The organism is Microbacterium sp. Au-Mic1, assembly GCF_021341785.1.
GTDB lineage: Bacteria > Actinomycetota > Actinomycetes > Actinomycetales > Microbacteriaceae > Microbacterium.
The window spans coordinates 148664-167147 of record NZ_JAJTTF010000008.1 but is presented as its reverse complement, the minus strand read 5'-3'; the positions used below and the strand labels follow the sequence as shown (position 1 = coordinate 167147).

Genomic DNA, 18484 nt, shown 5'->3' with positions numbered 1-18484 from the left:
ACCTCAGAACGGCGACTTTCGGGGGATCCGGATTCCGGTGTCGGAACTGTGGCGGTTCGGGATCCGGACTCGAGTATCCGGGCCGGGTGACCGCTAGAAGGGTGCCGCGGCGGCGGGTGGTGGATCAGGTTCGTCGATGGTGAAGGTCACGGGCGCGGGCGGCCGGTCGATGTAGGTGGATCCGGTGGGGCTCGTCCATTCGAGGATCCCGGCGCCGCGTTGTTTCACCTTCCAGGCGGTGTGATGCTTCAACACGTGGTGTCGGCGGCAGAGCCCGCCGAGGTTGCCTTCCTCGGTTGGGCCTCCGTATGCGGCGTCAACCGTGTGGTCGAGGTCGTGTGCGGCGGGTGGGAGTCCGCAGGTGGGGAACCGGCAGTGGGAGTCGCGGGCGTGCAGGAGTCGGCGGAGGTCTGTGTTGGGTCGGTAGTGGTCGACGGCGAGGATCGCGCCCGTGATGGGGTGGGTGAGTACCCGTTCCCACGCGGAGGCACCTCCGGCGAGGGTCCGGGCGGTGTCGGTGTCGATGGGCTGCCCGCCGGCGAGTTCCCCGGGCTGTTCGGCGCGGATGCCGAATGCGGGGCTGCCGGTGCTGGTCGCGATCATCGTGAGCACGGGGACCGTGATCTCGACCCGCGCCTGGATCGCGCCGAGCATCCCGTCCGCTGTGTCGTGTCCGGATGGGGTGCCGGTGAGCAGGGTGTCTGCGCATACGTCCGCGCGCAGCTGGTCAATCGCACGGGCATCCGTCGGATCGCCGAGCACGTCTGCTGCGCATTCGGCGGCGTTCTTCCCCGCCTGAGTGTTGGCGACCTGCACTGTCCGGGCTTGCTGGGTGAGCCGGTCGTAGATCCCGTCGATCACCGCGGCGGCATGGATGAGGCCGAGCATCTTCTGCCCATCCTCGAGCTCTTCCCGCCACACCCGACGCTGTTCTTGCGCTTCCCGGTGCCGGTCCGTGAGCGACCGCGGCGCGAGCCGCTCGGCGATCCGTTCCACGACCCGCTTCGCCCTATGCGGGGTCTCCCCGACGGATGCGGCGACCGCGACCTGCTCGAACTCCACCCGCGCAGTGTCGTCCAGGCGGGCTCCGGCGTCTTGGATCTGCCGCACATGCGCCGGGCCGATCCGCGCCTCCGTGAACGCCTGCATCGTCACCGGGAACCGGGTGACGAGTTCTGCGGCGCGGGCCATCCGGGCCTGCACGACCCGGTCGGACATGTGCAGCACCCCCGCCAACTCCGCCGCGACGGATCGTGATGCGAGCTCCACCGCATCACCCCGCCCGGCCGGGCCGGCCTCAGCGGCGAGGTGTTCGGCGAGGCGCTGCGCGACCGCGAGCTGCGCCTCCCGTACCGCTTGCAGGCGGATGATCGTCGCTTCCGTGTCCTGCACCATGGACGTCAGCGCGGCGAGCACGACGACTGGATCCACCGGGTCCACCCCGGGATCGATCGCTGTGCCGGTCGAGCTCGTCATACCCCCATTCAACCCGGGGTCACCGACATTCCCGACCCCGAAAGAACCAGATCGGGCCGGAAAAGATCACAAATACGTCACGACTCGGAGTCGGTCAAACGCACCCCGTCGAGCCTCGTGGCCGAGGTGAGCGAACCCGGACACAACCAGATGACGAGCGCCCGGTTCCGACTCGTCACCGGCGAACCCATTCGCGCAAGCAACCACTCGGACGATGCCGAGCCGAGCTGGGCCGATGCGGTGCCAGGCAAGGCCGCCCCCGCGGAAGGCGCCCCCGCGGAAGCCGCGCCCGCGAAGGCCGCGCCCCGTCGATGCCGGACCGCTAGACCCGACCGTCCTGACGGGGGATCCACACCTGCTTGATGATGATCAGGATCGAGGCGGTCACCGGCACGGCGATGAGGGCTCCGAGCAGGCCGAGGAGCGTGCCGCCGACGAGAGCGCCGATCACGACGAGCGAGCCGGGGATGGAGATCGCCTTGCTCATCACGCGAGGGGTGATGACATAAGCCTCGATCTGCATGTACACGACGTAGACCGCAGCGAAGATCAGCGCCATGAGTGGCGAGCTGAACAGTGCGATGCCGGTGCCGATGATCCAGAACAGAACGGATCCGACGAGCGGGATCAGCGTGATGAGGAATGCCACCGTCGCCATGAGCGGGGGGAACGGCAGCCCGAGCACCAGATAGAGGAGGAAGACGATCACCGCGTTGATGAAGGCGAGGCCCACCATGCCCATCACATAGCCGCCCACCGATTCGATGATCTGCTCGCTGATGCGGTCGATGGCCTTGCGGTCGCGGGCCGGCGCGAGCCGCAGCAGCCCCGACTTGATCGAGGGGAGCGTCGCGAGGAAGTACAGCGTCAGCACGAGCACGATCAGTCCGCCGGAGATGCCCGTGGCGATGCCCGTCGCGATGCCGGTCCCGATCTGCAGCGCGCCCCCGCCGATCTGCGCGATCCGGCTGGGGTCACTGAGGAACTTCTGCACCTCGGTGACGAGGTCTGTCAGGCCCACGCCGAACTGACCCTCGAGCCACGCATAGAACTGCGTGTGCGTGAAGTTGCGGATCGTTCCGGGGATCCCCGAGATGAACGTCGCGATCTGGTCGATGACGGTCGGCAGGATCGCCAGCACGATGACGACCAGGACGAGTGCAAGCGCCACGATGACCGTGACCACCGACCAGGCGCGGCTCAGCCCGTGCCGCTCGAGCCAGCGCACCGCCGGGTCGAGGCCGAGTGCGGCGAACAGGGCGAAGGCGATGTAGATCAGGACGGTCGACAGGCTGCCGAGCGACAGGCCGAGGAGGATCGCCAGCAGACCGCCGACCGTGGCGAGGAAACCGAAACGGAACGGCTTGTCGATGCGCGTCCAGAACGATGCGCGCGGAGGCGCCGCCTCGATGTACTTGGAGGGGGCGACGTCCTCTGCGGCGGTGTCGTCGGCCGGGGCGACGGTCGCGGTCGCGGTGCCCCCGGTCTCCGCCGTGCCGGCGGGCATCGCGGCGGTGTCGTCCGCCGCCTCCTCGGGGGTGCGGTCTTCGCGGCTCATGGCTTCACTGTAGAGGGCGGGGACGCGTTATCGTCGGAGGGTCCGCCCGTCCGCCGTCCGGTGAGGAGCCCCCATGTCCGCTGCCGATCCCCGCACCGAACTGCTGCGACTGCGCGCCAGTATCGACAACATCGACGCCGCCCTCATCTTCATGCTCGCGGAGCGGTTCCGCTGCACGCAGCAGGTGGGCGTACTCAAGGCCGAGCACGAGATGCCGGCATCGGATCCGGGCCGCGAGGAGCAGCAGGTCGCCCGCCTGCGCGCGCTCGCCGAGGAGGCGCATCTGGATCCGGAATTCGCCGAGAAGTGGTTCAACTTCGTGGTCGCGGAGGTCATCCGCCATCACACCGAGGCCGCCGGATCCCGCTGAACGCGATCGCATCGCACGGCATGCAGGACGCGCCGCAGTCGACGGCCTCGGTGCGCGGAGCTCAGCCCGCGTAGCTCGTGTCGTTCACCGACTGCACGGTCCAGGCGCCCTTCGCGTAGCTGAGGACGTTGACCGCGCCGTTCTCCAGCGGCGCGGGCACGGTGGCGCCGAGCGACTCGAGCAGGCAGGTGATCGACATGCCGCTGGAGACGGCGAGGATCTTCCCCCCATGGCGCATCGGCATCGTTCGGTCGGTGGCCGCGGCGGTGAGCGCGTCGTTCATGCGAGCGGCGACCTGCGCCCAGGTCTCGGTGGGCAGCGTCTTGTCGGGGTTGCTCGCGACGAAGGCATCGATGATGTGCGTGAGCGTGTCCAGCGGCCCTGCGGCGGCGAGCTGCGGGAACGCGGTGGACTGCTTCTCCCCCTCCCAGCCTCCGTATGAGACCTCGCGCAGGCCGGCGACCCGCGTGGGCGTGAGTGACGAACCCGCGGCGGCGAGGATGCCGCTCGCGGTCTGGAAGTGGCGGATCATGTCGGCGGAGTAGGCGGCGTCGAACCCGCCGATCTCAGCCGCCAGGTTGCGGCCGACGTTCGCCGCCGTCGCGACGCCCGCGTCCGTGAGCGGGGAGTCGGACCAGCCCTGGATCCGGCCGGCCTGGTTCAGCCACGTCTTGCCGTGGCGGACCAGGTAGACCGTGACGGTGCGGTTGGGCTGCGCACCCTGGGCGACGGCGTTCGCAGGGGCAGCACCCGTGACGGCGAGCGTGCCGGCGAGAGCGGCGCCTCCGAGCGAGAGCAGGGCGGTGCGACGGGAAAGATCGGGCATGTCATCTCCTTTGATGGATGGGCATCGAAAGCCGTACGACGTTAAGGTTTCGAGTGAGGAAAGCCTAGTGTCATTCAGGTTTTGTCGGAGGATCGATTTCCTGAAGAGGTGATGGAAAGTGCGTGTTTTGTCGTAAGATCGAGCAAGGTCGCGCATTCAATGCGACCGGAGCCCGCCGAGGAGGACGCATGACCGACCCGAACGAGAATCTCGCCCCCGGCGCCCACATGCGCGCCGAGCTCGACTCGCAGCCCGAGATGTGGGAGCGCGCGGCCGGCATGACGGCCGAGCAGGCCCTGCTGCCGGCGAAGGGGCAGCGCGTCGCCGTGATCGGCTGCGGCACCTCCTGGTTCATGGCCCAGTCCTACGCCGCCCTGCGCGAGCGTGCGGGCTTCGGCATCACCGACGCCTACGCGGCGAGCGAGGCGTTCATGGACCGCGGCTATGACGCCGTCGTCGCCCTGACCCGCTCCGGCACGACCACCGAGGTGCTCGAGCTCGTCGACGAGCTCACTGGTTCCGGATCCGCCCCGCGCATCATCGGCGTGATCGGCGACGAGACCTCGCCGTTGGTGAGCATGGTCGATGACGCGATCCTGCTGCCGTTCGCCGACGAGCAGTCCGTCGTGCAGACCCGATTCGCGACCACCGCGCTCGCGCTCTTCCGCGCCTCGCTCGGTGAGGACCTCACCGGTGCCGTCGCCGATGCCCGCACCGCGCTCGCCGATGTGGATCCGACCCTCGCGGGCGCCGAGCAGCACACCTTCCTCGGGCGCGGCTGGACGATCGGCCTCGCACACGAGGCTGCACTGAAGATGCGCGAGTCGTCGCAGTCGTGGACCGAGTCGTACCCGTCTATGGACTACCGTCACGGCCCGATCGCCATCGCCGCGCCCGGTCGCATCACGTGGCAGTTCGGTGCCGCGCCCGAGGGGCTGGATGCGCAGGTCGCCGCAACCGGCGGACGCTGGGTGCAGCACCCGATCGACCCGATGGCCGACCTCGCACGCCTGCACCGCGTCGCCCTCGACCGCGCGCTCGCCAAGGGGCTCAACCCCGACGAGCCGCGCAACCTCACCCGTTCGGTCATCCTCGAGGACTGAGCGCCGGCGATGACCACCCCTGACGACGGTGTCGCGGTGAACATCCGCGCGCATGAAGCGGCCGAGGCTGCCCGCGCCGTGCCCGACGTGATCGCCGATGCCTCCGGAGACCTCCTTGCAGAGGCCGCGGAGCTCAGTGCCGGCGCACCCGTGCTCGCGTTCGACGTGGGCGGCACCGACATCAAGTCGGCTCTGTTCGACGCCGACGGCGCCATGCTCGGGCTGCGCCGCACGCCGACGCCCGACCCCGGGGCCGACCTGCCGGAGCGGCTCATCGAACGCCTGGTCGAGCTCGGGGCGCAGCTGCGCGAGGAGCATCCCGAGGTGGATCCGGTCGCGGTGGGGCTGGTCGTGCCGGGCATCGTCGACGAGGTGGCCGGGATCGGCGTGTTCGCCAGCAACATGGGCTGGCGGGACGCCCCGATCCGCGCCCTCGCGGAGGAGGCGTTCGGCCTGCCCGTCGCCTTCGACCACGACGTGCGCACCGGCGGCTGGGCCGAGCACGTGCTCGGCGGCGCGCGCCCCTATCCGGACTCGATCGTGCTGATCATCGGCACCGGGATCGCCGGGGCGCTGCTGCTGGGCGGAGTGCCCTTCACGTCGGGCGGCTACGCCGGTGAGGTCGGCCACTCGCCGGTCGCAGACGAGCCGCTCTGCCCGTGCGGTGCGCGGGGCTGCCTTGAGGCCATCGCCTCGGCGGGAGCGATCGCCCGGCGCTACACCGACCGCACCGGCATCGCGGTGGACGGTGCGAAGGAGGTCATCGCGCTCGCCGGTACCGGCGATGAGGTCGCCGCGGCCGTCTGGAACGACGCACTCGACGCGCTCGCCCTGTCCCTCGCGCAGCTCACCGCGGTCGTCGCGCCGCAGGCCGTCATCATCGGCGGCGGGCTCTCCCGGGCAGGCGGCGCCCTGTTCGACGAGCTGCGCGCGCGCCTGAAGGCGCGCCTCAGCTTCCACCGCATCCCGGATCTGGTCCCCGCGCAGCTGCTCGGCAATGCCGGCATCCTGGGCGCGGCGCTGCGCGCGAGGAGCCTCGCATGATCGTCACCGTCACTCCGAATCCGGCGCTGGATCTCACCTGGCACGTCGAGCGGATCGTGCCCGGCGGCACCCATCGCGCCGACACCGGGGTCGCCCGCGCGGGCGGCAAGGGCCTGAACGTCGCCCGGGTGGCGCACGCGCAGGGCGCCCCCGTGCTCGCGCTCGCCACCGCGGGCGGACCGACCGGCGACGAGTTCGCCGCGGAGCTCGCCTCGTCCGGGGTGCCCCACGAACTCACTCCGGTCCAGGGGGCGACCCGCCGCAGCGTCGCCCTCGTCGACGAGCATCTCGGCGACACCACGGTCGTGAACGAGCGCGGCGTCGCCCCGACCGCGCGGGAGTGGGACGCGCTCCGCGCCGCTGTCGCCCGGGCGCTGGCGACGGGGAGTCCCGTCCGAGACGTCGTCGACGCATCCGGATCCGCATCCGGACGTGCTGCGGTGAAGAAGATCAAGCCCGTCCTCGTCCTCTCCGGATCGCTCCCTCCCGGAACCCCCGACGATCTGCTGCCGTCGCTCATCCGGATCGGCCGCGACGCCGGCGCGATCGTGATCGCCGACACGTCAGGGCCGGCGCTTCTCGCCGCCGCCGATGCCGGCGCGACCGTGCTCAAGCCCAACGCGGCCGAGCTCGCCGAGGCGACCGGCATCGCCGATCCCATCGCCGGGGCGTGCGAGCTGCTGCACCGCGGCGCGTCGCTGGTGCTGCTCTCCCGCGGGGCGGACGGGATGCTGGCCGTCACCTCCGACGAGATCGTCCGCGCCCGGCTCGCCGAGCCCCTCGCCGGCAACCCGACCGGTGCGGGCGATGCGGCCGTCGCCGCGTGCGCCGTGCTGATGGCGCAGGGTGAGAAGAAGCCGACGGTGCTGCTGCGACGCGCGACGGCGTGGTCGGCCGCCGCCGTGCTGATGCCGCTCGCCGGCGAGATCCACCCGTCGTGGCCCGACCTCGAATCCGCCCTGATCGTCGACAGCCCGCCGCTGACGGCGCTGAGCAGACCGTCCACCGAAAGGACCCCCCGATGACCCTCGTCTCCGCCCGCGACCTCGTGCACGACGCGGCCCGCCGTGGCACCGGCGTCGGCGCGTTCAACGTCATCCACCTGGAGACGGCCGAGGCGCTGGTCGCCGCATCCGCACAGGCCGAACTGCCCGTGATCCTGCAGATCTCGCAGAACTGCGCCGACTACCACGGCGGGCTCGAGCCCATCGCGCTGGCCACGCTGGCGGTCGCCCGGCGCGCGGCGACGCCGGTCGCGGTGCACCTCGACCACGCCGAGCGTCCCGAGCTCGTGGACGAGGCCCTCGCGCTCGGGTTCGGATCCGTGATGTTCGACGGCGGCAAGCTCGACTACGCCGAGAACGTCGCCCTCACGGCCCAGGTCGTCGAACGCGCCCACGCCGCCGAGGTGTACGTCGAGGGCGAGCTCGGCGAGGTGGGCGGCAAGGACGGAGCGCACGCCCCCGGGGTGCGCACGGATCCGCAAGAGGCTCGGGCCTTCGTCGCGGAGACCGGGGTCGACGCCCTCGCCGTGGCCGTCGGCTCCTCGCACGCGATGACCGACCGCACCGCGGCGCTCGACCTCGACCTCATCGCACGTCTGCGCGAGGCCCTGCGCGGCGCGGGGGAGGACGGCGTCGACGTGCCGCTCGTGCTGCACGGATCCAGCGGTGTGCCGGATGACGCGATCTCCGCCGCGGTCCGCGCGGGCATGACGAAGATCAACGTCTCCACGCACCTGAACGGCTTCTTCACGCGGGCGATCCGGGAGAGGCTGGAGGCGGATCCGCGTCTCGTCGACTCCCGGAAGTACCTCGCGCCCGCCCGCGACGCGGTCGCCGGGGAGGCCGCACGGCTGCTGAGGCTGTTCGCCCTTCAGGACGCGTCGTGACGCCGTTCCGCCTCGGGCCGGATTCCCGTTTCGAAGCGCGCACATGGCCGGATCTTCGCCTGAGATGCAGCCATTTGCGCGCTTCGAACACCGGATCCGGAGTCCGCGCATGAACCGGGCAAACCGTCTCACGGCGATCCTCGACCTGCTCGCCGCCCGCGGCGACGTGTCCGTGGAGGAGCTCGCCGAGCGCCTCGACGCCTCGGCCGCCACGATCCGTCGGGATCTGGACAGTCTGTCCGAGCGGCGCCTGTTGACCCGCACCCACGGCGGGGCGGTGGCGCAGTCCGTCGCCTACGAGCTGCCGATCCGGTACAAGAGCCACCAGCGCACCTCGCAGAAGGAGCGCATCGCGCAGGCCGCGTCCGCGCTCGTGGCGCCCGGATCCGTGGTCGGACTCTCCGGGGGCACCACGACCACCGCGATCGCGACGGCGCTCGCCGCGAGGGAGGACCTCGCGGATCAGGGGCTCACGGTGGTCACGAACGCCGTGAACATCGCCGCGCAGCTCGCGACGCGCCCCGACATCAAGGTTGTGGTCACGGGCGGAGTGATCCACTCCCGCAGCTACGAGCTCGTCGGGCCGTTCGTGGAGCAGCTGCTCGCGGGGATCGCACTGGACATCGCCTTCATCGGCGTGAACGCCGTGTCGGCCGAGGGGATGGCGAGCACGCACGATGAGCGCGAGGCGGCCGTGAACCGCATGATGGCGAGCCGTGCCCGGCGCGCGGTGATCGTCGCCGACTCGTCGAAGATCGGCGCCTCGGCGTTCGCCACGGTCGGCGGATCCGACCTGTTCCCGACGCTGCTCACCGACGACGGCATCGCGCCGGGCGATCGGAGCGCCCTGCGTGAGGCCGGCTACGACGTGGTCCTGGTGCCCTGAGCCGTGGTTCTCGCCGTTCCGTGACGCCGCGCTAGGACGTACCGCGCCCGCCTCAGCGCACGGCTCCGGCGAGCAGGCGGGCGAGGCGGTCCGCCATCGCGTTCGGCTCCCACTCGTGCCAGGCGCCGGGAAGCTCCTCCGCGGTTCCGTGCGCCGCCGATGCGGCGATGGCGGCGGCCGCCTCGGCCATGCCGGGGAAGGTCTCCGCACCGACGACCGCGAGCACGGGGGCCGCGAGCCCGGCGAGGAAGGCGCCCGGCGACTGCTCCTCCACGATGGCGAGGGCGGTGCCGTCCGGGATCCAGCTGTGCACGAGCGCCGGGAACTGCGGTGACGTGCGCAGCTCGTCGATCCACTCGGGCGGCATGCCCACCATGTAGCTCACGATCGCGCCCTCGAGATCGCCCGCGTCGATGTGCCGGCGCACGTCCGCCCACCACGCCGGCGCTCCCTCGGGGAACTGCCAGAGCGGTGCCTCCCAGAGCACGAGTCCGGCGAGAGCGGGGATCCGGTCGGCGCCGAGCATCGCCAGCGCGCACCCCGAGGAGTGCCCGACCAGTGCGACGGGTCCGCCGAGCGCGTCGGCGACCGCGGCGATCGCGGCGAGCTCGCGCTCGAGTTCGATCGGGCCGGACGCGGACGAGTCGCCCCGTCCGACGCGATCGGGCACGGCGGCCCTGAAGCCGCGCTCGGCGAGCAGGCGCGCCGTCTCGGACGGGGTCGGGTTCGCCGCGCGCTCGAGCCCGGCGCCCTGGACGAAGAGCGCGGCGGGGCCTCCCTCGGGGCCGCGCACCTCGACGCCCACCGTGTCGCCGAGGGCCGTGCGCACCCGCATCATGCCTGCGGTCCGTCCAGGCGCACGTGCACGAGGTCGCCGGCGGCCTTGCCGATCGCCGCGCGGGTGGCGGCCTTGACCGGGCCGACGTGGGCGCCGTTGCCGACGGGCATGAGCGTGGTGGCGACGGGGTGGTCGTCGACGGTTCCCGTCACGCGCACCGGTCGGCCGGTGCCGAAGAACGCGCGGGAGTCGGGGACGTCGAACACCGTCCATGATGCGGCCTCGGGCGCGACGCGGAGCCGGGCGTCGAACTGAAGGGCGGACTTCTCTGCCATGGGACACCTCCATTTTCTAGACCAATGAGTCTTGTTTTGGATACTAGACTCACGAGTATGATTTAGGCAAGGAGGTGATCGGATGCGCCCGAGCTCGCAGCCCAAGCGCGCCGCGGCCCTCGCCGCGGCCGAGCGGCAGTTCCTCGCGACCGGATACGAGTCGGTCACGATGGACTCGATCGCGCAGGAGTCCGGCGTCGCGAAGCAGACGTTGTACAGCCATTTCGGCAGCAAGCGCGACCTGTTCCTGGAGATCGTGACCGCGCAGACCGAGGGGGCCAGCGCCTCGGTGCTGGAACCCGCGCCACGATTCGCCGACGCATCCCGCGCGCGCGGCGACCTGCGCGACCTGCTCGTGGCGCAGCTGAGCGCCGTGCTCGCGCCGCGGATCCTGGCGCTGCGCCGCCTCGTGATCGGCGAGCTGCGACGTTCGCCGGAGCTCGCCGAGGCCCTCTACGAGCGGGGTCCCCGCCGGGCGATCATCGCGCTCACGGCCTTCGTCGAAGACCTCCAGGCGGCAGGGCTCGTCCGCGCGGTCGACGCCGAGCTGGCGGCGACGCAGCTGAACTGGCTGGTGATGGGCGAGCCGATCAACCGTGCGATGCTGCTCGGGGATGACGCCGCTCTGCCCGCGGCGCAGATCCCCGCACACGTCGACACCGCGCTCGACATGTTCTTCGCCGCATACGGCGTGTGAACCCGGCGACAGGAGAAGGGCCCGGCCGCCATGGCCGGGCCCTTCTCCTGCATGCCGCCGATCAGGGGATCGCGCGGCGCAGAACCAGGTACGAGATCCCGGCGAGCACCGCGATCGCGACCAGGCCCCAGAGCGCCAGGCCGAGCGCGCCGAGCCCGGCGAGGCCTGCGCCCACCTGTCCCCAGAGCTCGAACCTGGTGATCACGAACACGACGCCGACCAGCGCCGCGCCGACTCCCACGCCGACGACGGCGATCGCGAGCGCCCCGGCACGCTTGAAGATCGTGGCGCCGGTGAAGCCGACCAGGAAGAGGAACAGGGCGAGGGTGAAGTACGTCAGTGCCGCTGCGAGCGGACCGCCTTCCCAGACCCAAGGCAGTCGGAACACGTAGCCGTTCACGCCCCAGCCGTGCGTCACATCCTCGATCCAGCCACCCAGCAGGAACACGGCGGTGAGAAGCAGCGCGCCGCCGATCGCGGTGAGCAGAGTGCCGAGGAAGAACTCGCGACGTGTGACGCTCAGCGCCTGGGAGAAAGGGAAGGTCAGCGTCAGAGCCTGCAGGCCGAGCGCGAAGAAGTACCAGAGCGGCGCCTGGCCCGCGCCGCCGTACTTCGGTCCGTCGGACGGGATCATCGCGTAGATGACGATCGACAGCGCCAGTGCGGAGCCGAGGACGATCAGCGGGATCCACACCCAGGTCTGCTTGTTGACGAGCTGAAGGCGGACGACGTTCAGGATCCGGGACATCAGCGCACCTCCTTCGTGAGCGACAGCGGTTCTCCGTGCGATTCGGCGAGAGGGGAAGCAGTCGGTGCGTCATCGCCGGAGCGCTGTGTGAGGCGCACGATGAGCTGCTGCAGCGACACCGGGGCGAGGTCGAGGCCGGCGTCGACGATGCCGGCGCGGTCCTCCGGAGTGAGCCGGCCCAGCACCGTGGCCGAGGCCACCCGGCCGAGCGCCTCGCGATGCAGGATCTCCCGTCCCGCGGTCCAGGCGTCGACCGCCGCCGCATCCCCGACCACCGTCGAGGCGCGACCGCGCACCGCGTCCGTGTCCTCGTCGAGCAGGATCCGCCCGTCGTCGATCACGATGACCCGCTCGATCAGGTTCGCGACCTCGTCGATCAGGTGCGAGGACAGGATGATCGTGCGCGGGTGCTCGACGTAGTCCTCGAGCAGGCGGTCGTAGAAGATCTGCCGGGCCACGGCGTCGAGGCCGAGGTACGGCTCGTCGAAGAAGGTGACCTCGGCGCGTGAGGCGAGTCCGATGATCACGCCGACCGCGGAGAGCTGGCCGCGGGAGAGCTTCTTGATGCGGCGCTTCATCGGCAGCTGGAACTCGTCGGCGAGCCGATCGGCGAGCTGCTGGTCCCAGTTCGGGAAGAACAGCCGTGCGGCGCGCAGCGCGTGGATCGGCGCCGCGTCGTCCGGGTACTTCTGGCTCTCGCGCACGAAGCACACCCGGCTCAGCACGTGCGCATTCTCGTAGGGATTCTCGCCGAACACCCGGACGTCGCCCGAGGTGGCGAAGTTCTGCGCCGTGAGGATCGACATGAGCGTGGTCTTGCCGGCGCCGTTGCGGCCGAGCAGGCCGTAGATCGTGTCGGGTTCGATGGACAGTGAGACATTGTCGAGTGCGAGCTTCTCGCGGTAGCGCTTCGCGAGGTTCGACACCTCGATGACGGCGGTCATGCGCGGTTCCCTTCGGTGCGTGCGGTGGTCGGGGCAGCGAGTGCGGCGCGTTCGCGCAGCAGGGCGGCCAGATCGTCTTCACCGAGCCCGAGCGTGCGGGCCTCGGCGAGGAGCGGATCGATGAAGCGGTCCGCGAACGCGGTGCGGCGCTCGCGGAGCAGGATGTCGCGAGCGCCGACGGCGACGAACATGCCGATGCCGCGGCGCTTGACGAGCACTCTCTTGTCGGTGAGCATGGCCACTCCCTTCGCGGCGGTTGCGGGGTTGATCCGGTAGAACGCGGCGAGTTCGTTCGTGGACGGGGCCTGCGCGTCTTCGGCGAGCGTGCCGTCGACGATGGAGTCCTCGATCGCCTCGGCGATCTGAAGGAAGAGCGGTCGGCCTTCGTCGATCACGGATGTCCTCGTTGCGGTCAGTCGGTTAGTTACTCGACTAACTAACCATCGAACCTGAGGGGTGTCAAGTGCGGATCCGATACCGACGCCGAGCGCAGGTTCCCGCCGAGGCGGTCGGTCACCCGCGTGTATGTCGCTGCAGTGCCTCAGGCGCCTTGCGCTCCGGCGCAGATGACGCGGGTCAGAGCATCGTGGTGAGCACGCCGCCATCGGCGCGCACGGCGGATCCGTTGGTGGCCGAGGAGCGGGGGCTGGCCAGGTAGGCGACGAGGTTCGCGATCTCCGCAGGGTCGATGAACCGCTCGAGCAGGGTCGTGCGGTTCTGGCCGATGATCGCGGCCTTGACCGTCCCGACGTCCACGCCCTGGGCGGCGGCGAGCTGGGTGACGACCGCCTCCACTCCGTCGGAATAGGTCGGGCCGCCGAGGATGCTGTTGACGGTGACACCCGTCCCGCGGGTGAGCTTGGAAAGGCCGTTGGCGAGGGCGAGCATCGCGGCCTTGGTGGCGCCGTAGTGGATCATGTCGGCGGGCACGTCGACACCGGACTCGCTGGCGATGAACACGACCCGCCCCCACCCGCGGCGCAGCATGCCCGGCAGGAGTGCTCGCGAGAGCCGGACGCCGCTCATCACGTTGACGTCGAAGTAACGCTGCCAGTCCTCGTCGGCGATGTCGCTGAACGGCGCGACCCCGAACAGGCCGACGTTGTTCACCAGGACGTCGACCTCGCCGATGTCCTGCAGCAGACGGGAGGTCTCCCCGGTGTCGGCGAGGTCGGCGGCGACTCCGCGCGGCAGTGCTCCCGGATGCTCCGAGCGCAGTCGGGACACGGCGGCGTCGACGGCGGCAGGGGCGCGCCCGTTGATGATGACCTCCGCCCCCTCGGCGGTGAGTGCGGAGGCGATGGCATAGCCGATGCCCTGGGTGGATCCGCTCACGAAAGCCGTCCTGCCGTGCAGTTCCAGGTTCATATCGCTCCGTTCCGGACGGCGTCTGTGTCGCCGTTTCACTTGCTTGGGAAAGTCAACCTACGCGTATTCAGTTGCTTGAGCAAGTCACGCTCTTCGATTTCGAGGTATCCTGACCTCGTGCCCGAGCCCACGAGATCCGCCACGACGCCGCTGCCCAGAGCGGAGATCTGGGCGTCCGTCGCGACGCTCCTGGAGCGCCTTCCTGCCGCACTCGACGCCCAGCTGCAGCGGGACAGCGGCCTGACGCACTTCGAGTTCGGGATCCTCTACGCGCTCGACGCCGCCGAGGGGCGATCTTTGCGCTTGAGCGTGCTCGCCGGGTTCGCGAGCTGCACGCTCTCGCGGCTCTCGCGTGCGGTCTCACGCCTCGAGCAGCGCGGCTGGGTCCGGCGTGTGATCGACCAGACGGATGGACGGTTCACCCTCGCCGTGCTGTCGGAGGACGGCCACGCGAAGGTCCAGCAGGCGACCCCGGGTCACGAGGCGCTCGTCGACACGCTCGTCTTCGACGTCCTCACCGCCGCCCAGGCGCGACAGCTCGGCATCGCCAGCCGGCGGATCTCGGCGGCCATCGCCCCCGACCCGATCTGGATCCCGCCGAGCTGAGGTCGACGCGCCGCGCCGACCCGCGTCACTCCAGCGGGAAGGTCGCCTCGACGCGCAGGCCGCCCGCGGGCAGGGCGGTCAGCTCGAGCGCCCCACCCAGCACGTCGACGATCGAACCGGCGATCGCCAGGCCCAGGCCGGATCCGCCGTGCGCCCCGTCGCGGGTGCGGCCGGCGCCGCGCTGGAACGGCTCGACCAGCGTGGCGACCACGGCCGGGTCGAGCCGGTCTCCGGTGTTCTCGACGACCAGCGCACCCTGCCCGCCGAGACGGAGCGTGCGCACCGTGGCGGATCCGCCGGAGGGCAGATTGTGCACGAGGGCGTTCTGTACGAGGTTCAGGGCGAGCTGGTCGAGCAGCGCCGCGTCCCCGCGGACCATGACCGGGTCGCCGACCGCGTCGAGCCGCACGTCACGAGCCGCGGCCACCTCGTGCAGCAGCTCGACGGCGCCCTCCGCGGCCAGGGACAGGTCGACGGGGACGCGTGCGGGCGGGCGGGCGTCGAGCCGCGCGAGCAGCAGCAGCGCCTCGGTCAGGGCGATCGCGCGCTCGTTCGCGGTGCGCAGGCGCACGAGCAACTGAGGGATGTCGGGATCCGGATCCGCTTCGGCCACGTCGAGCACCGCGCGGGTGATCGCGAGCGGGGTGCGCAGCTCGTGAGACGCGTTCGCGGCGAAGCGGCGCTCGCGCTGCAGGTCGCCCTGGATGCGGTCCAGCATGCCGTCGAAGACGTCGGCGAGGCGCCGGAACTCGTCGTCGCGGCCCGGCAGCGCGATCCGCGCGTCCAGGTCGCCGTCGCTCACGGCCTGCGCTGTCTCGCCGATCGCGGTGAGCGGGCGCAGCACCCGACCGGCCAGCAGCCAGCCTCCGAGCACGCCGACCGCGATGAGCCCGAGCAGCGCCCACGTGGCGGGCGGAACGAACGCGCGGATGATGTCGGTGCGATTCGGCGCCCAGCTCGTGCCGGCGATCGGGTCGGTGTTGTAGACCGTGCCGTCGGGCACGTAGCGCAGCAGCCACAGCGCGACGACGCCGAGCAGCACGGCGCCCGCCACCGCGACGAGCGCGACGTAGCTGAGCGTGAGTCGCCAGCGCACCGACAGGCCGGCAGCGCGGACCGGGCGGGGTGGGAGGGCCGGCGTCGAGGGGAGTGCCGGCCTCGGCGGCTCTGCGGGGGTCGATGACGCGTCAGGCATTCCTCGTGCGCCCCGGCATCGTCGCATCCTCGTCCGTCGCCTCGTCGCCCGAATCGCCATCGCGCGCGCTGCCGTCGACGTCGATCCGGTAGCCGACCCCCGGCACGGTGAGGATCGCCCAGGGCTCGCCGAGCCGCTTGCGCAGCGCCGAGACCGTGATGCGCACGGCGTTCGTGAACGGATCCGCGTTCTCGTCCCAGGCGCGCTCGAGCAGCTCCTCGGCGCTGATCACGCCGCCGCCGGCCTCGACGAGCACCTGCAGCACCGCGAACTGCTTGCGGGTGAGGGCGACGTAGCGTCCGTCGCGGTACACCTCGCGGCGGAACGGGTCGAGCCTGATTCCGGCCAGCTCGTGCACCGGCGGTGTCGACCGCGGGGCGCGGCGCGCCAGCGCCCTGATCCGCAGGACCAGCTCGCGCATCTCGAACGGCTTGGTCAGGTAGTCGTCGGCGCCGAGCTCGAAACCGGTCGCCTTGTCGTCGAGGCGATCGGCGGCGGTGAGCATGAGGATCGGTAGACCGGATCCGGAGGCGACGATCGCCTGGGCGATGTCGTCGCCGCTCGGACCGGGGATGTCCCGGTCGAGCACCGCCACATCGTAGGTGTTGATGTCCAGCAGCTCCAGGGCGAGGTGCCCGTCCCCGGCGGTGTCCGCGGCGATCGCCGCGAGACGCAGCCCGTCACGGACCGCTCCGGCCAGGGCGGGTTCGTCCTCCACGATCAGCACGCGCATGCCAGAAGCCTAAGCACAGCGGCATATCGCGGGCGTATGCGAAAACACGAACGGCCGGGCAACGTCCGCCTCGATGGGGTGGAGGCATGGACACGAACACCTCTGCTCCGCTGCGACCCGGATCCGCACCGGAATGGATCCTGCCCCGGGAGCCCGACGTCGAGGGGATGCGCGCGGCGACGCGGATCCCGGCCCCGCGGCACCGGGCGTCACAGGCTCCCCGGCGGCGTCGGCGGCTGTTCCGGTTCTTCGCGACGCTGACGGTGCTCGCGCTGCTGGGCGCCGGCACCGCCGCCGCGGTGATCACGGCCGCCGTCACGGCGCGCCCCGACTATCCGGGCCCCGTGGCGGCGGGCGACGGCGGATCCGCGTCCGCACGCGGCGGCGGCATGCCGACCGCCGAGGACGGCTACATCGCGGACGGCGACTCGGTGTCGCTGCAGGACTCGGCCCCCGCGGTGTCGAAGCTGGAACCCGGCCTGCGCGAGGCGCTCGAGCAGGCGCTCGCCGCGGCTGAGGAGGACGGGCTCGAGCTGCGGGTGGCGAGCGGATGGCGTTCGAAGGCGTACCAGGCCTGGCTGCTGCGCGACGCCGTGCGCACCTATGGATCCGAGGCCGAGGCGTCGCGCTGGGTGGGCACGCCCGAGACGTCGCTGCACGTCAAGGGCCAGGCGGTCGACATCGCCCCCTACGACGCTGCGGACTGGCTGAACCGCCACGGCGCGCAGTTCGGACTGTGCCGCACGTACGACAACGAGGCCTGGCACTTCGAGCTGAGCCCCTCCGCGAAGGACCAGGGATGCCCGGCGATGTACCGCGACCCGACCGAGGATCCGCGGATGCGGGGCTGACGGGCCGGATCCGATGCGGCTTGGCAGGTCGTTCGCTGGTCTCGTGTTGCCCCTTCCAACTCGTTCACTGGTCTCGTAGTGCCCTTTCGCGGCGGTGTAAAGGGCGCTATGCGACCAGCGAGCGGAGGTGGATCCGCCCCGGAGGCGTTGGAGAGGACTGCCTGCCTCGGGGGAGAGCTACTTGTAGAAGCCGTCGCGCAGGTTGATGCCGTGCTCGAGCCAGGCCTTGAGTGCTGCGAGCATGCCGGTCCAGCCCTCGCAGTTGCCGAAGGCGCTCTTCGCGCCGCCCGTGGTGGCGCGCCACGTCGACTCTGTGATCGTGACGAGGGTGCGCGCGCCCCCGTCGATCGGGGCGAACTCGAACACCGTGCGCGTGGTGCCGGTGTCGTTGCTGCCGGGGGCCGCCGCCCACTCGATCACGATGCGCTCAGGGGCCTTCGCCTCGAGGACCACGACGGGGAAGCGTCCGGGGAAGTCGGCGAAGTCCCAGCTGACCTCGGCGCCGGGTTCGAGGCGGCCCCGAGCTCCGCCCGTCGTGAAGTAGCGGGAGAGCTGCGCAGGATCGGCGACAGCCTCGAAGACCTCCGCGGGCGGGCGGGAGACGCGGCCGGAGACGGAGAAGGACAGCTCGGTCAGCGGAGCCATGTCCGCAGCGATTTCGATCTGAGACATGTTGTAAGATTACAACATGAATTCGGCGGAGGGAACCGAGGACGACGATCTCGTCTTCAAGGCGCTCGCCGCTCCCGTCCGACGCCGGATGCTCGACGCCTTGCGCGCTGCGCCGCGGACGACGGGCGAGCTGTGCGCGTGCTTCCCCGAGCTCGACCGCACCACGGTGCTGCAGCACCTCAAGGTGCTCGAACGCGCCGAGCTCGTGATCGGTCGCCGCGAGGGCAGGGAACGCCACCTCACGCTCGCCCCGCTTCCGATCAAGCGGATCCACGATCGGTGGATCGGCGCCTACGCGGCAGCTGCCGTCCAACTCCTGGACGACCTCGACCGAGGCTGACTCCCGTCGCTTCCTGGTCGCGTAGCGCCCCTTCGCAGGCGCGGAAGGGGCGCTACGCGACCA

22 protein-coding genes are annotated in these 18484 nt (G+C 71.1%); 10 read left to right on the top strand and 12 right to left on the bottom strand.

Features of this window, described 5'->3' with window-relative positions; translation table 11 throughout:
• Positions 1 to 93: 93 nt before the first annotated feature.
• Entirely contained in the window at positions 94 to 1476 is a 1383-nt protein-coding gene (locus LXM50_RS12760; RefSeq protein ID WP_233311703.1) for an HNH endonuclease signature motif containing protein, read from the bottom strand.
• 322 nt (positions 1477 to 1798) lie between these two features.
• Positions 1799 to 3034 (bottom strand): AI-2E family transporter, encoded by a 1236-nt coding sequence (locus LXM50_RS12755; protein ID WP_233311702.1) that lies wholly within the window; start codon positions 3032 to 3034, stop codon positions 1799 to 1801.
• A 73-nt stretch (positions 3035 to 3107) separates the two neighbouring features.
• On the opposite strand from LXM50_RS12755, the gene LXM50_RS12750 reads away from it, so the two are divergent.
• On the top strand, positions 3108 to 3404 hold the full coding sequence (locus LXM50_RS12750) for a chorismate mutase (RefSeq protein ID WP_233311701.1): 297 nt from the start codon (positions 3108 to 3110) through the stop codon (positions 3402 to 3404).
• A gap of 61 nt (positions 3405 to 3465) precedes the next feature.
• Here LXM50_RS12750 and LXM50_RS12745 read toward each other — a convergent pair whose 3' ends face one another.
• On the bottom strand, positions 3466 to 4230 hold the full coding sequence (locus LXM50_RS12745; RefSeq protein ID WP_233311700.1) for a histidine phosphatase family protein: 765 nt from the start codon (positions 4228 to 4230) through the stop codon (positions 3466 to 3468).
• A 188-nt stretch (positions 4231 to 4418) separates the two neighbouring features.
• On the opposite strand from LXM50_RS12745, the gene LXM50_RS12740 reads away from it, so the two are divergent.
• From LXM50_RS12740 to LXM50_RS12720, 5 genes are all read left to right on the top strand, one after another.
• Positions 4419 to 5333 (top strand): SIS domain-containing protein, encoded by a 915-nt coding sequence (locus tag LXM50_RS12740; protein ID WP_233311699.1) that lies wholly within the window; start codon positions 4419 to 4421, stop codon positions 5331 to 5333.
• A 9-nt stretch (positions 5334 to 5342) separates the two neighbouring features.
• A complete protein-coding gene (locus tag LXM50_RS12735) occupies positions 5343 to 6377 on the top strand; it encodes an ROK family protein (protein WP_233311698.1) in 1035 nt (344 codons plus the stop codon).
• Positions 6374 to 7402 carry a 1-phosphofructokinase family hexose kinase gene (locus tag LXM50_RS12730; protein WP_233311697.1) on the top strand — a complete coding sequence of 343 codons (1029 nt, stop codon included), beginning with the start codon at positions 6374 to 6376 and terminating at the stop codon, positions 7400 to 7402. The genes LXM50_RS12735 and LXM50_RS12730 overlap by 4 nt, the downstream gene beginning before the upstream one ends.
• On the top strand, positions 7399 to 8268 hold the full coding sequence (locus LXM50_RS12725; protein ID WP_233311696.1) for a class II fructose-bisphosphate aldolase: 870 nt from the start codon (positions 7399 to 7401) through the stop codon (positions 8266 to 8268). Before LXM50_RS12730 ends, LXM50_RS12725 begins: the two co-directional genes overlap by 4 nt.
• A gap of 109 nt (positions 8269 to 8377) precedes the next feature.
• The gene (locus tag LXM50_RS12720; protein WP_233311695.1) at positions 8378 to 9154 is read left to right on the top strand and encodes a DeoR/GlpR family DNA-binding transcription regulator; all 777 of its coding nucleotides are present in this window, start codon (positions 8378 to 8380) and stop codon (positions 9152 to 9154) included.
• Positions 9155 to 9206: 52 nt separating this feature from the next.
• Here the strand turns inward: LXM50_RS12720 and LXM50_RS12715 are convergent, their stop codons facing one another.
• Together LXM50_RS12715 and LXM50_RS12710 are read right to left on the bottom strand one after the other, a co-directional pair.
• The gene (locus LXM50_RS12715; protein WP_233311694.1) at positions 9207 to 9992 is read right to left on the bottom strand and encodes an alpha/beta fold hydrolase; all 786 of its coding nucleotides are present in this window, start codon (positions 9990 to 9992) and stop codon (positions 9207 to 9209) included.
• Positions 9989 to 10267, bottom strand: coding sequence for a DUF1905 domain-containing protein (locus LXM50_RS12710; protein ID WP_233311693.1), 279 nt, complete (start codon positions 10265 to 10267; stop codon positions 9989 to 9991). The genes LXM50_RS12715 and LXM50_RS12710 overlap by 4 nt, the downstream gene beginning before the upstream one ends.
• 82 nt (positions 10268 to 10349) lie before the next feature.
• Here LXM50_RS12710 and LXM50_RS12705 point away from each other — a divergent pair, with 82 nt between their 5' ends.
• Positions 10350 to 10964 carry a TetR/AcrR family transcriptional regulator gene (locus LXM50_RS12705; RefSeq protein ID WP_233311692.1) on the top strand — a complete coding sequence of 205 codons (615 nt, stop codon included), beginning with the start codon at positions 10350 to 10352 and terminating at the stop codon, positions 10962 to 10964.
• Positions 10965 to 11025: 61 nt separating this feature from the next.
• On the opposite strand, the gene LXM50_RS12700 is transcribed toward LXM50_RS12705, so the two are convergent.
• The 4 genes from LXM50_RS12700 to LXM50_RS12685 all read right to left on the bottom strand — a co-directional run bounded on the left by LXM50_RS12700 (position 11026) and on the right by LXM50_RS12685 (position 13991).
• Positions 11026 to 11712 (bottom strand): hypothetical protein, encoded by a 687-nt coding sequence (locus tag LXM50_RS12700; protein WP_233311691.1) that lies wholly within the window; start codon positions 11710 to 11712, stop codon positions 11026 to 11028.
• Complete coding sequence (locus LXM50_RS12695) at positions 11712 to 12656, bottom strand: ABC transporter ATP-binding protein (protein ID WP_233311690.1); 945 nt, start codon at positions 12654 to 12656, stop codon at positions 11712 to 11714. The genes LXM50_RS12700 and LXM50_RS12695 overlap by 1 nt, the downstream gene beginning before the upstream one ends.
• On the bottom strand, positions 12653 to 13051 hold the full coding sequence (locus LXM50_RS12690; protein ID WP_233311689.1) for a GntR family transcriptional regulator: 399 nt from the start codon (positions 13049 to 13051) through the stop codon (positions 12653 to 12655). The genes LXM50_RS12695 and LXM50_RS12690 overlap by 4 nt, the downstream gene beginning before the upstream one ends.
• 181 nt (positions 13052 to 13232) lie before the next feature.
• A complete protein-coding gene (locus LXM50_RS12685; protein WP_308192527.1) occupies positions 13233 to 13991 on the bottom strand; it encodes an SDR family oxidoreductase in 759 nt (252 codons plus the stop codon).
• A 150-nt stretch (positions 13992 to 14141) separates the two neighbouring features.
• Between LXM50_RS12685 and LXM50_RS12680 the strand changes: the two genes are divergently transcribed.
• On the top strand, positions 14142 to 14630 hold the full coding sequence (locus tag LXM50_RS12680; RefSeq protein WP_233311687.1) for a MarR family winged helix-turn-helix transcriptional regulator: 489 nt from the start codon (positions 14142 to 14144) through the stop codon (positions 14628 to 14630).
• Between the two features lie 25 nt (positions 14631 to 14655).
• Here LXM50_RS12680 and LXM50_RS12675 read toward each other — a convergent pair whose 3' ends face one another.
• Both LXM50_RS12675 and LXM50_RS12670 read right to left on the bottom strand, forming a co-directional pair.
• The gene (locus tag LXM50_RS12675; protein ID WP_233311686.1) at positions 14656 to 15825 is read right to left on the bottom strand and encodes a HAMP domain-containing sensor histidine kinase; all 1170 of its coding nucleotides are present in this window, start codon (positions 15823 to 15825) and stop codon (positions 14656 to 14658) included.
• Positions 15818 to 16558 carry a response regulator transcription factor gene (locus LXM50_RS12670; RefSeq protein ID WP_233311685.1) on the bottom strand — a complete coding sequence of 247 codons (741 nt, stop codon included), beginning with the start codon at positions 16556 to 16558 and terminating at the stop codon, positions 15818 to 15820. Before LXM50_RS12670 ends, LXM50_RS12675 begins: the two co-directional genes overlap by 8 nt.
• Positions 16559 to 16644: 86 nt before the next feature.
• On the opposite strand from LXM50_RS12670, the gene LXM50_RS12665 reads away from it, so the two are divergent.
• Positions 16645 to 17409, top strand: coding sequence for a M15 family metallopeptidase (locus LXM50_RS12665; protein ID WP_233311684.1), 765 nt, complete (start codon positions 16645 to 16647; stop codon positions 17407 to 17409).
• A gap of 177 nt (positions 17410 to 17586) precedes the next feature.
• Here LXM50_RS12665 and LXM50_RS12660 read toward each other — a convergent pair whose 3' ends face one another.
• Positions 17587 to 18081 carry an SRPBCC domain-containing protein gene (locus LXM50_RS12660; protein ID WP_233311683.1) on the bottom strand — a complete coding sequence of 165 codons (495 nt, stop codon included), beginning with the start codon at positions 18079 to 18081 and terminating at the stop codon, positions 17587 to 17589.
• A 16-nt stretch (positions 18082 to 18097) separates the two neighbouring features.
• Between LXM50_RS12660 and LXM50_RS12655 the strand changes: the two genes are divergently transcribed.
• Positions 18098 to 18421 carry a helix-turn-helix transcriptional regulator gene (locus tag LXM50_RS12655; protein ID WP_233311682.1) on the top strand — a complete coding sequence of 108 codons (324 nt, stop codon included), beginning with the start codon at positions 18098 to 18100 and terminating at the stop codon, positions 18419 to 18421.
• The last annotated feature ends 63 nt before the right edge of the window (positions 18422 to 18484 follow it).